The following is a 12,580-nucleotide window of genomic DNA, read 5'->3' on the forward strand; positions in this document are numbered from 1 at the left end:
CGTCCGCCTCGACGCCGGCGTGGAAGCCGGCAGCGTGATCGGCCCCGCCTGGGACTCCCTCCTCGCCAAACTCATCGTCACCGGCCGCACCCGCAGGGAAGCCCTCCAGCGCGCCGCCCGCGCCCTGGACGAATTCCAGGTCGAGGGCATGGCCACCGCGATCCCCTTCCACCGCGCGGTGGTCACCGACCCCGCGTTCGCCCCGGAGCTGACCGGCTCCAGCGACCCGTTCACGGTCCACACCCGCTGGATCGAGACCGAGTTCGTCAACACCATCCAGCCCTTCACCGCGCCCGCCGAGGCCGGCGCGGAGGACGAGGCCGGCGGCCGTGAGACGGTCGTGGTCGAGGTCGGCGGCAAGCGCCTGGAAGTCTCCCTGCCCGCCTCCCTGGGCATGTCCCTGGCCCGGACCGGTCTCGCGGCCGGCGCCAAGCCCAAGCGCCGTGCGGCGAAGAAGTCCGGCCCGGCCGCCTCCGGCGACACCCTCGCCTCCCCGATGCAGGGCACCATCGTCAAGATCGCCGTCGAGGAAGGCCAGGAAGTCGAGGAAGGCGACCTCGTCGTCGTCCTCGAAGCCATGAAGATGGAACAACCCCTCAACGCCCACAAAGCAGGCACCATCAAGGATCTGGCGGCGGCGGTGGGCGCATCCGTCACCTCCGGCGCGGCCATCTGCGAGATCAAGACCTGATACGCGGGCCGGCACGTGTCCCGGGCCCGTCCGCCGTACCGGCACGGCCGGCGGGGCCCGGGTGTCCGGGCGCGCGGCGCGGCGGCCGTCCGGGAGCGCCGGCGGCGGTTGTCACGCGCTCTTCATCGTGCCGCCGTCGATGACGTAGTCGGCGCCGGTGATGTTGCCTGCGGCGTCGGAGAGGAGGAAGGTGACCAGGGTGGCGACCTCCTCGGGCTCCAGCAGGCGGCCCGTGGTGATCTGCAGGGTCTCCGGCATCCGTTCGAGGTACTCGTCCAGGTCGGTGCCGGCCGCAGCGGCCACCTTGCCGCCGAACCCGTCCGGGGCCTGCCACACGGAGGTGCGGACGACGCCGGGGGAGACGGTGTTGACGCGCACCCCGTGCGACCCGAACTCCTCGGCCAGGGACTTCCCCAGCGCGGTGAGCGCGGCCTTGGCGGCGCTGTAGGCGACGGGGCTCGCGGCGGGCATCCGGGAGGCGAGGGAGGAGATGTTGACCATGGCGCCGCCCTGCCGCATGAGGAGGGGCAGCACGGCCCGGCTGACGCGGACCGCGGTGAGCAGGTTGATGTCGAGGGTGTGCTGCCACTCGGAGTCGTCCGTGTCGAGGAAACCGGCCGGGCGCATGTCGTCGCCGGCCCCGACGTTGTTCACCAGCAGGTCGATGCCGCCCAGTTCGGCCACGGCACGGTCGACGAGCGTGGTGACGCCCTCGGCGGTGCTCAGGTCGGCCGCGACGGTGACCGCTCCGGTCTCCGTCAGCTCGGGCGTGATCGTGCGGGCGGCGCCCACGACACGGACGCCCTCGCCGGCCAGCAGCCGGACGGTGGCCAGTCCGATGCCCCGGCTGGCCCCGGTGACGACGGCCCTCTTGGACGCGAGGCCGAGATCCATCATGCTCCCGTTCGTCAGTGCGGATACGGATGTCTGCGTGCCCGCGCCGCTCCGGCGCGGACCCGGCCCCGCCGGGCGGGACCTGCCGCGCCGTCAGCGGCGGCGCTGCTGCTCGCCCGAGGCCAGGCAGCGGTAGAGGTAGGCGGCGGAGGCCAGCGTCATGTGGTGGTGCCAGCCGGGGAAGGAGCGCCCTTCGAAGTCCAGCAGCCCCAGGTCGTTCTGGAGGCGCTGCACGGTCGCGTGCGTCAGTTCCGAGCGGAGCGCGAGCGCGTGGGAGACCTGGGGCCGCGTGTCGCGCAGCGAGGTCACCCAGAAGCGGGACGGCTGCCGCCGGGCGGCGGGTATCTCGGCCACCAGCCTCAGGGTCCGCCGGGCCGCCGGCGAGGAGGCCCGCGGCGAGTGGAACCGCACGGCGACCGTGCACAGACGCGTGCCGTCGCCGCGCAGGGACGGCGCCGTACGGACACAGCCCTCCAGCAGGCCGGCCGCGGTGCTGGTGCGCATCCGCGCCGGTTCGTGGGCGTCGGCGCCCGGCAGGATCGCGGTGAACGGCTGGTGCGGCGGCACCTCGATCACGAAGTCCCGGCCGGTCTGGTTGAGGTGGGCGGCGAGCCGGGACGGGTCGCGGCTGTGGTCGAGGCTGTAGACGAGCGGGGCCGAGACGGCGACCTGGTCCGCGACGGACTGGTGGAGCATGTCCAGGGTGAGGGCCCAGGCGGGCCGCGGCGTCACCTCGTGCGGGATCTTGGCACGCCGGCGCCGCTCCGGATCGTCGCACCAGGCGTCGTTCAGCACCAGTTGCCAGTGAACAGGGATGCTCCGCCGGCCGTCCGTGAGGAACAGGCCGATACCCACCTGGCAGTTGATGTGCCGGCCGCTCTCGGGCACCAGGCGCTGGTGCAGGCCCACGGACTGGGTGCCGCCCCTGCGCAGCAGCACCGTGGCGGTCGTCCAGACGGCGCCGGGCATCAGGCCGGCGGCGATGCGCGAGAGTTCTCCGCGCGGGGCCTCCCAGTCCCAGGGGCTGGAGGTGATGAACTGCTGCAAGGACTGGGAGGCGCTGGAGGGCAGGCCCAGGACACGGGCCATACGGCGTCCCGACTTGCGTCCCGGCGTGGACAGCAGACCGCGTAGATAGACGGTCGCCCACCGGCGCTGGTCGCATCGGGGAAGGTGCCCGAAGACCCGCTCGCTGTAGGCGGCGAGATCGGTCAGGTCGGTAAGGCCTGTTCGGCCTGTACGGCCTGTTCGGGTCGGTGTGGCGAGGACGGCTGTGGCTGGTGTGCTCATGGCTGACCTCCTCGGAACCTGTTCAGTCGGCCGACGGCGCTGGCGGCCCAATAAACATAGCAATATTTTTTCTTTTGCGACTGTGAGTGAGGCCCAGGTCACTCCGCTTACGCCTCCGGGCGCCCCCGCGCCCCGTACAGGCCGCCGGGCCAGGGCTGGAGCGGGTCGCGGGCAACCGGCCGCCGACGTGCGGTCCGTCGCCGGAAGTGGCCGTCGTCACCGGGGCCGGCGCGGGCGAGTTGACCAAATGCCAACGATCGCTTGCCCCGTCCACTTCCGGCGGCAAGCATTACGCAGCGATCAGGAGGAGGGGCTGTTCTTCGGACGGCAAGAGGGGGAACGGGCCCCGGCGGGCACGCCGCGGCCGTCTACTGGATCTTCAGTTCGGGCTTTCTGTTCTGCGCGGGTGCCACCGGGGCCGGACCGGCCTCGTACGTCTCTGTCCACCGCGGCACGGCCGCCGCGTCGGCCGGGTGAGCCGGCCGGTCCGTACACCGTCGCAACCGCGATGCACGCGCGTGCCGGGTACCACGGCTGCCCCCGGCACCGCCGACCACTCATCAAGGGCAGCCCGGAGCACCACAGCAAAGGACGGAGGTCGGTCCGATGGACGTTATCGAACGGGGGATTCGCATGCTCGGCAGGGAGTCCGATCGCAAGTCGATGTCGGCCCTGCTCGCCTCGGTGGCGGCGGGCGAGGGCAACAGTCTCCTGGTCGTCGAGGGCCGGGCGGGCGTGGGCAAGACGACCATGCTCACGGAGCTGGCGCGGCTCGCCCGCGGCCAGGGCTTCTGCGTCGAGTCCCCGGCGGAACTCGCCGCGTCGGCCGTCTTCGCGGACGACCACTCCCTGCCGCTGGCGGCACCCAAGCTGATCGTCGTCGACGGTGTCGAGACCGCCGACCCCGCGGTGATCACCGACCTGTGCCACGCCCTGGCGCAGCTGACCGGCCGTGACTGCCTGCTGGCCCTCGCGGTACGGCCCGGACGCGTGAGCGACCGCCTGCACCGGACCAACCCGGGCCACACCGTGCGCGTGATGCGGATGCAACTGGGGCAGCTCTCCAAGCGGGACGCGATGCTGCTGTGCGCCGAGCTGTCCGGGGCGCGGCCCTCTCCGGAACTGCTCGGCATCGTGGAGTCGGCGGGCGGCAACCCGCTCATGGTGACGGAACTGGTCCGGGGCCTGCTGGAGGAGGGCGGCATCGAGGTGTTCGACGGCACCGCCCAACTGCGGTCGCCGGCGCTGCCGGAGCGGATCCAGATCGTCGTCCGGGGCTACCTGTCCTCCCTCTCGCCGGCCAGCCGGCACATGCTGCGGGTCGCGGCGGTGCTGAACACCGCGCTGCGGCCGGCCCAGCTCTCCTCCCTCGCGGCGTTCCTCGGCAAGTCCACCGCGACGCTCCTGCCGCTGCTGGACGAGGCGCTGGAGGCCGGGCTGCTGGTGGACAGCGAGGGCAAACTGGTCTTCCCCGGGGCGCTGCTGCGCAGGGTGGTGGCCGAATCCGTGCCCTGGTCCATGCGGCAGGCGCTCCTCCAGGAGGCGAGGGCGCAGCACATCGCCGTCGGCGAACCCCTCGCCGCCCGCCCGGAACCGCGCGAGGAGAGCGAGGAACTGGTCGGCGCGCACCGCGCGGCCGCGTCCGGCGTCCGCACCCCGCGCGGTGACGGCCTCGCCCTCGCCGCACCGTCCGCGCCCTTCGTCCCCTCCATCCCCTCCGCTCTGTCCGTCTCCCCTGGCTCCCCTGGCTCCGCCGGCTCCTCCGTCGGGAGGACGGCCGAGACGGCCGACGACCGGCTGAAGGCCAGCGAACTGACGATGCGGGAACTGGAAGTCCTCCAGTGCGTGGCACAGGCGATGAGCAACCGCCAGGTCGGACGCCACCTCTCCATCACCGAGGGCACCGTCAAGAGGCACATGCGCAACATCTTCCGGAAGCTGGACGCGACGTCGCGCATCGACGCCGTGAACAAGGTGGGCCCGCTGATATCCGCGGGACCCAGGTTCCGTACCTGAGTCCCCACCGCCCCCGGACGTGTCCCGCGCGGCCCACGCCGCGCGGGACACGGCGCGTTCACACCTGCGGCAGGGCACCGCCGTCGATCACATGGCTGGCGCCCGTGATCCGGGCGGCCCGGTCGGACACCAGGAAGGCCACCAGGTCGGCGACGTCCTCCGGCTCGGTCACCCCGGCCATCGGAGCGCCCTCCGCCTGGACCATCAGATGGACGGCGGCATCGCCGTCCTGGCCCGTCGTACCCGTGATGTGCCGGGCGACCAGGTCCATGGCGGGCGTCCTGACCAGACCCGGCAGCACGCTGTTGACGCGTACGCCGTAGGGCGCCACCTCGGTCGCCAGACCCTTGGCGTAGTTGATGAGCGCTGCCTTCGCCGCGCCGTAGTGCAGCAGCGGCCCGGCGGGCCGGCGGGCGACGGTCGAGGCTATCTCGATGATGACGCCGCCGCGCTGCTCGACCATCGAGGGCAGCAGCGCCCGGTCCAGGCGCACCGCGGCCAGACAGTTGGTCAGGAATGCCTCCAGGTAGGCCTCGTCGGACAGGGACGCGTAGCCCTCGAAGTTCGGCATGCCGCCGCCGCTCGCGCCCCCGGCGTTGTTGACCAGGATGTCCACGCCCCCGAGCAGGTCGAGCGCCGTGCCGGCCAGATGCGCGACGCCCTCCTGGGTGCTCAGGTCGGCCGTCACCAGCCGTACGGAGTCGGGCAGGTCGTCGGTCTCCTTGCGGGCCGAGGTCACCACGGTGGCGCCCTGCGCGGCCAGGCGCCGGACGATGGCCAGGCCGATGCCGCGCGTGCCGCCCGTGACCACGGCGCGCTTTCCCCGCAGGCCGGTCGATGTGCTGGTGCTGTCGGACATGGTGGGACTTCCTCAACAGGTGGTCGCCGCGCACGGGGGCGCGGACGGGGACGGGACGGGTACGGGGAACGGGGCGGGCCGGGGGCCGGCGGTCAGCCGGCCGTGCCGCGCGCGGCCGTCTGCCGTTGCGCGGCGATCTCCGCGATGCCCTGGTTGCCCTCCGCCCAGAGCACCGTCATCGCGATCTCGTCGATCTTCCAGCCGGTGGCGGAGCGCACCAGGTGGAACCGGTACAGCCCGCCGATCCGCCACAGCGGCGAGCCCAGCGGGTTGTCCAGCCGGTGGGTCGCCTGGTAGGAGGCGGTGCACCGGGCCGTGTCGCCCTCCACGGTGACCAGGTGATTGGTCATCAGGTGCTGGGAGGCGTCGTAGCCGCCGATCACCGCGGCCCAGGAGTCCACCAGGTCACGCGCGGGCGTGGTGGCCGGTGACCCGCCCAGGAGGCTGGTGTAGTCCACCAGGACCTTGTCGGTGAACAGGGCCGTGACCTCGGCCCACTCGTGCCGGTCCGTGTGCCAGCCCATACGGTCGCAGGTCTCGATGACCGCGGAACGGTCGTCCATGCGAGCTTCCTTGTCTTCGGGGTCTTCGGGATCGTCGGGGTCTTCGATGGCTTGGTGTTCTCCGGGCCCTTCCGGCCCGGAGCGGGTCACCAGGTCACGGGCAGCGCGTGCAGGCCCTCCAGCGTCATGCCGACCTTCATCGACACCTCGTCCAGGGGCACGGCCAGCCTGAGCGTGGGGATCCGCTTGAAGAGCGTCCCGAAGAGGATCTCCAGCTCGGCCCGGGCGAGGTTCTCGCCCAGGCACCGGTGCGGGCCGTGGCCGAACGCCAGGTGGCCCTGGGTGGAGCGGCGGATGTCGAAGGTGTCCGGGTTCTCGAAGACGCTGCCGTCCCGGTTGGCCGCGGCGGTCGACAGGATGACACCGTCACCCTTCTTGATCGTCTGCCCGGCGACCGTGACGTCGGCGGTGGCCACCCGCAGCGTGGTCAGGTCGGCGATGGACAGGAAACGCATCAGCTCCTCCACCGCGCCGGGCAGCAGCGACGGGTCCTCCCGCAGCAGCGCGAGCTGGTCGGGGTGCTCCAGCAGGGTGAGCGTGCCCAGGCCGATCATGCTCGTGGTGGTCTCCTGGCCGCCGATGAGCAGGGCGACCATCAGCTTCGAGACCTCGATGCCGGTGAGTTCGCCCGTCTGCAGCCGCTCGGTGATGAGCGTGCTGAGCATGTCGTCCGCCAGGTGCTCCTGCTTGGCCTCGACCACCTGGACGAGGTAGTCCAGCAGTTCCCGGCCGGCGAGGATGGCCTGCTCCAGGTCGGGCGCCTGCATGATGCCCTGGGCGTGCCGCTCGAAGAGTTCGTGCTCCTCGTAGGAGATGCCGAGCAGTTTGCAGATGACCCGCGACGGCAGGGGCCGGCCCAGGACCGCGACCAGGTCGACCGGGGTCTCGTGGCGCAGCAGTTCGTCGATGAGGTCGTCGGCCACCTCCTGGATCATCGGCCGCATCCGCTCCACCTGCTTGGCGGTGAAGCGCGGCAGCAGCATGCGCCGGCGCGACCGGTGGCGCTCCCCGTCCAGGCCGAACAGCTCCTGGGTGAACTCGGGGAAGTTCTTCTCGCGTTCGGCGAGGATGGGGAAGGCCGGGTTGTCGTGGTCGGAGGAGAACAGCGCGGCGTCCGCGAACATGTCGCGGTTCTCCTCGTGCCGGGTCACCAGCCAGGCCGTCCGCCCGTCGTACAGCCGTACCTGGGACAGCGGGCCCTTCTCGTCGAGGCCGGCGTACTCCGTGGGCGGGTGGTAGGGGCAGCCCCGGCGCATCGGGTACTCGGGCAGTTCCTGGGCGGCGAGCGCGTCGCTCATTTCGGGTTCCTCTCGGTTCGGGTGTGCCGACGGGGCGGCGGGATACGGGGGCCGGCGGCCGGTCACGAGCCGGCGCCTCCGGTCAGGCGGGTCAGCCAGGTGTGGACCGAGCGCGCGACCCCGGCGGCGTCGTCCTCGACGATGGTGAAGTGGTCGCCGGGCACCTGCTCGACGGCCATCGGGAACGGCAGGTCGCGGTCGGTGAGGTCGGGCAGCGGTTCCTGGCCCTCGGCGGCCGGCAGGGACGCCGTGGCCTGGACCAGGACGGTGGGGGCGCGGGTGGCGGACGGGGCGAAGTCGGCGAACAGCCGCAGGTAGGCGCCCATCGCCGTCCAGCGCACATGGTCGATACGGCCGAAGACCTCCTCGCGGTCGAACATGGCCTGGGTCAGCGCGGGCTGGATCAGCGGCAGCCGGCTGTCGAGGAAATAGGTGTCCAGGAGCACCACGGCGGCCGGTCCGTGGCCCTCGCGCTCCAGGTGCGCGGCGACGGCGTTGGCGAGCCAGCCGCCGGAGGAGTACCCGGCCAGGGCGAAGGCGCCGCCCTGGGCGCAGTCGAGCACCGCGCGCGCCTGCACCGCCACCAGGGCGTCGAGATCCGCGGGCACCGGCTCGCCCTCGGTGAAGCCGGGCGCCGGCAGCACCCGCAGCTCCCGCCGGCCGTCCAGGGCCGCCGCGATGCGCGCGTACTGCAAGGGGCTCGACGAGGCGCCGATGCTGGGGAAGCAGATCAGCGCCGGCCGGTCGGGGCCCTCCGCCAGCCGCACCGGGGTGCCCGCGACGTCCGTCCGCCCGGCGCCGAAGGCCGGCCGCAGCCGGGAGGCGGCCATCAGGAACTCGTTGCCCTCCCCGATCCGGCCCTGCGCGCAGGCGGCCCGGTACAGGACGTCGACGGTGTCGGTCACGGCCGCGCCGCGCGCCGGGCCGGCGGCGTCCAGCAACTGCCCGATCCGTGCGGCGAGTACGGCCGGGGTGGCGCTGTCGAAGACCACGGTCGCCGGCAGCGTCAGACCGGTCGCCCGGTTCAGCGCGCCCCGCAGCTCCACGGCCGTCAGCGAGTCGAACCCGGACTCCAGGAACGGCTTGCTGTCGTCGAACCGTTCCGTGGGGCCGTAGCCGAGCACCTCGGCGGCGTGGGTGCGGATCAGCTCGCGCAGCGCCGCGACGCGCGCGGCGCCGTCGAGTCCGGCCAGGGACGGCTGCGGCGCGCCGGCGGCCGTCTCCTCGTCCGCGCGCGGTGCGGCGAGCGGGGCGACGAGGTCGCGCAGCAGCGCCGGTACGGCACCGCGCGCCACCGCGCCGCGCAGCACCGCCGTGTCGAGCCGCATCGGCACCAGCGCCGGCGCGCCCGCCGCCCAGGCCGAGTCGAGCAGGCTCAGCCCGTCCTCGGCGGCGAGCGGGAGCACCCCGGTACGGGAGAGCCGGGAGCGCGCGGCGGGGTCGAGGGAGGCGGTCATCCCGGCGTCCTCGGCCCACGGACCCCAGGCCAGCGAGGTGGCGGGCAGCCCCTGGGCGGCCCGGTGGTGCGCCAGCGCGTCCAGGAACGCGTTGGCCGCCGCGTAGTTGGCCTGCCCGGCGGCGCCCAGCACTCCGGCCGCCGAGGAGAACAGGACGAAGCCGGTCAGCGGCAGCTCCCGGGTCAGCTCGTGCAGGTGGAGCGCGGACTCGGCCTTGGCCCGCAGGACCGTGTCCAGGCGTTCCGGGGTGAGCGAGCCGAGCACGCCGTCGTCGAGGACGCCCGCCGCGTGCACGACGGCGGTCAGCGGCCGGCCGGGCGGCAGGTCCGCGAGCAGGGCCGCCAGGGCGTCGCGGTCGGCGACGTCGCACGCCGCGAGGGTGACCTCCGCGCCGAGACCGGTCAGTTCCGCCGCCAGCCCTGCGGCGCCCTCGGCGTCCGGGCCGCGGCGACTGGCCAGGACCAGCCGGCGCACGCCGTGCCGGGTGACCAGGTGCCGGGCGACCCGCGCGCCCAGTCCGCCGGTGCCCCCGGTCACCAGCACGGTGCCGTCCGTGTCGAGAGCGAGCCGCTCCGGGGCGGCCGGCACGGCGGCCCGCACCAGCCGCGGGGCGTACAGCCGGCCCTCGCGCAGGGCGAGTTGCGGCGCGTACGTCCCGAGGGCGGACGCCAGTGCCCGCGCGGACGCCTCGGTGCCGTCCGTGTCGAGCAGCAGGAAGCGCTCCGGGTGCTCCGTCTGCGCGGACCGGACGAGGCCCCACACCGGCGCCTCGGCCAGGGCGAGTTCGCCGTCCGTGTGGCCGGTGGCGACGGCCCGCCCGGTGACGACCGCCAGCCGCAGCGAGGCGAAGCGGGGGTCGGCCGCCCAGGTCCGGGTCAGCGCCAGGACGTCGTGGAGGAGTGCGCGTCCCGTCCCGGTGGACGCCGGGCACGGGAACACCACCACGTCCGGCGGCGGGGTGCCCGCGTCCAGGGCGGCGCCGAACTCCGTGAGCCCGGCGAAGACGGCCGGCCGTGCCCCGCCGGCCTCCAGGCCGGCCGGCAGGGTGCTGTCGCCCAGGACCGCGCAGCGCGGTGCCGGGCCCGCCGGTTCCGTCCGCTGCCAGTCCACCGTGAACAGCGCGTCGCGCAGCCGCGCGTCGGCCGTGGGGAGCTGGGAGCGGGAGATCGGGCGCAGGGTGAGCGAGCGCACCGAGAGCACCGGCCGTCCCCGGTCGTCGGTGGCGGTCACCGACACGGCCGAGGGGCCCGCCGGTGCCAGGGTGACGCGCAGGACGCGGGCGCCGGCGCGGTGCAGGCTCACCCCGGTCCAGGCGAACGGGACCTGCGCCCCGGCGTCGGCCGGCAGCAGCGCGCCGGCGCCGATGCCGTGCAGGGCGGCGTCCAGCAGGGCCGGGTGCACACCGAACCCGGCGGCGGTCCCGACGGGGTCCGCCGTGGGCAGCGCCACCTCCGCGAAGACCTCGTCTCCGTGCCGCCAGGCCGCGCTGAGGCCCCGGAAGAACGGGCCGTAGCCCAGCCCGGCGGACGCCAGCTCGTCGTAGAGCCCGGACACGTCGACCGGGGTGGCGCCGGCGGGCGGCCACGCGGTGCCGGCCACGGGCTCCGGGGCGGCCGGGGTGCCGAGCAGCCCGGTGGCGTGGCGGGTCCACGGCGCACCGTCGCCCGCGTCCCGCGACCGCCCGTGCACGCTCACCGGACGGCGTCCGGCGGCGTCGGGCGCGCCGAGCAGCAGCTGCACCTCGATCTCGTCGCCTTCGGGCACCACCAGCGGCGCCTCCAGCGTGAGTTCCTCCACGGCGCCGACGGCGTCCTGTCCCGCCTCGCGGCCCGCCGCCAGGGCCATGTCCACCAGCGCGGTGCCGGGCAGGACCGTGGTGCCCAGCACCGAGTGGTCGGCGAGCCAGGAGTGGTCCGCCAGGGACAGCCGGCCGGTGAACAGCACGCCGTCCCGGGCCGGCAGCTCGACGCCGGCGCCGAGCACCGGGTGCCCGGTCTCCCGCGCCCCCGCCGGGCGGGTCCGGTCCGGCACGTGCGCGCCCTCGTCCGCGTCGAGCCAGAAACGCCGGCGCTGGAACGGATACGTCGGCAAGTCCACCGGCCGGGCGCCGGTGCCGTCGAAGTACGCGTCCCAGTCCACCGCCACGCCGGCCGCGTACGCCCGGGACACCGCGGCGACCAGCGACCGCTCCTCCGGCCGCCCGGCCCGCGCGCACGCGACGGCCACGGTGTCCGCCGCGTCCGGCAGGCAGGTGCGGACCATGGCGGTCAGCACACCGTCCGGGCCCACCTCCAGGAACGTGCCGACGCCCTGGCCGTCCAGGGTGCGCACGGCGTCGTGGAACCGGACGGCCTCCCGGGCGTGCCGCACCCAGTAGTCGGCGGAGCCCAGGTCCGCCGCGGTCACGAGGCCGCCGGTCAGGGTGGACACCAGCGGGATGCGCGGCGCCCGGAACTCCAGGTCCCGCGCCACGCGCCGGAACTCCTCCAGCATGCCGTCCATGTGCGCGGAGTGGAAGGCGTGGCTGACCTGGAGCCGCCGGGTCTTGCGGCCCCGCGCGGCGAAGATGCCGGCCGCCTCGGTCACGGCGGCCTCGTCGCCGCTGAGCACCACCGCGGCCGGTCCGTTGACCGCGGCGACGCCGACCGTGCCACCGAGGCCGGCGAGCACCGGCAGCACTTCCGTCTCGTCCGCCTGTACGGCCACCATCGCGCCGCCGGCCGGCAGCCGCTGCATCAGCCGGCCGCGCGTCGCCACCAGCAGGGCGGCGTCCGGCAGGGACAGCACGTCCACCGCGTGCGCCGCGGCCAGTTCCCCGATGGAGTGGCCGGCGACGAAGTCCGGGCGCACTCCCCAGTGCTCCAGCAGCCGGAACAGCGCCACCTCGAAGGCGAACAGGGCGGGCTGCGCGTACGCGGTGCGGTCCAGCAGGCCGTCCGGCCGCTCCGCGGCGAAGACGACGTCCTTGAGCGGCTGGTCCAGATGGACGTCGAGGTGCTTGCAGACGGTGTCGAAGGCGTCGGCGAACACCGGGAACGCGTCGTACAGCTCGCGGCCCATCGCCGCCCGCTGGCTGCCCTGCCCGGTGAACAGGAAGGCCGTGCGGCCCGTCCCGCGCACGCCCCGCACGAGCTCCGGCGCGGTCCTGCCGTCCGCCAGCGCCTCCAGGGCCCGCCGCACCTCGTCCGGGTCGCGGGCCACCACGACCGCGCGGTGGTCCAGCGCGGCCCGCCGGGTCAGCGACCAGGCGAGGTCGCGCGTCCGCTCGCCGGGGTGCTCCGCGAGGTGGGCCAGCAGCCCGCGGGCCCGGTCGCGCAGCGCCTCCTCGGTCCGGGCGGACACCGGCAGCGGCAGCACGGCGTCGCGGTCGTCGCCGGTGTCGTGGGTGCCGTCGGTGTCCTCGGTGGGGGTGGGGGCGGGTGGTGCTTGTTCGAGGATGAGGTGGGCGTTGGTGCCGCTGACGCCGAAGGAGGAGATGGCGGCGCGGCGGGGTTGGTGGGTGGTGGGCCAGG

At 74.4% G+C, this 12,580-nt stretch carries 8 protein-coding genes; 2 read left to right on the forward strand and 6 right to left on the reverse strand.

What is annotated here, in order from left to right; genetic code table 11:
- A partial coding sequence (locus ACH4OA_RS34410; RefSeq protein WP_397973418.1) for a biotin/lipoyl-containing protein occupies positions 1-691 on the forward strand: 691 nt, incomplete at its 5' end.
- Between the two features lie 111 nt (positions 692-802).
- Here ACH4OA_RS34410 and ACH4OA_RS34415 read toward each other — a convergent pair.
- A complete protein-coding gene (locus tag ACH4OA_RS34415) occupies positions 803-1,585 on the reverse strand; it encodes an oxidoreductase (protein ID WP_365878617.1) in 783 nt (260 codons plus the stop codon).
- A gap of 93 nt (positions 1,586-1,678) precedes the next feature.
- Positions 1,679-2,875, reverse strand: coding sequence for an IS701 family transposase (locus ACH4OA_RS34420; protein ID WP_397973421.1), 1,197 nt, complete (start codon positions 2,873-2,875; stop codon positions 1,679-1,681).
- A gap of 606 nt (positions 2,876-3,481) precedes the next feature.
- Between ACH4OA_RS34420 and ACH4OA_RS34425 the strand changes: the two genes are divergently transcribed.
- On the forward strand, positions 3,482-4,891 hold the full coding sequence (locus tag ACH4OA_RS34425; RefSeq protein ID WP_397943879.1) for a LuxR C-terminal-related transcriptional regulator: 1,410 nt from the start codon (positions 3,482-3,484) through the stop codon (positions 4,889-4,891).
- Between the two features lie 58 nt (positions 4,892-4,949).
- On the opposite strand, the gene ACH4OA_RS34430 is transcribed toward ACH4OA_RS34425, so the two are convergent.
- The 4 genes from ACH4OA_RS34430 to ACH4OA_RS34445 form a co-directional block, all read right to left on the reverse strand.
- Positions 4,950-5,750, reverse strand: a complete 801-nt coding sequence (locus ACH4OA_RS34430) for an oxidoreductase (protein ID WP_397973424.1) — start codon at positions 5,748-5,750, stop codon at positions 4,950-4,952.
- A gap of 92 nt (positions 5,751-5,842) precedes the next feature.
- Positions 5,843-6,313 (reverse strand): nuclear transport factor 2 family protein, encoded by a 471-nt coding sequence (locus tag ACH4OA_RS34435; protein ID WP_365873501.1) that lies wholly within the window; start codon positions 6,311-6,313, stop codon positions 5,843-5,845.
- Between the two features lie 86 nt (positions 6,314-6,399).
- Positions 6,400-7,611, reverse strand: coding sequence for a cytochrome P450 (locus tag ACH4OA_RS34440; protein WP_397943876.1), 1,212 nt, complete (start codon positions 7,609-7,611; stop codon positions 6,400-6,402).
- Between the two features lie 62 nt (positions 7,612-7,673).
- A partial coding sequence (locus tag ACH4OA_RS34445; protein ID WP_397973426.1) for an SDR family NAD(P)-dependent oxidoreductase occupies positions 7,674-12,580 on the reverse strand: 4,907 nt, incomplete at its 5' end.

It is taken from the genome of Streptomyces sp. NPDC017095, from assembly GCF_044332325.1.
GTDB lineage: Bacteria > Actinomycetota > Actinomycetes > Streptomycetales > Streptomycetaceae > Streptomyces.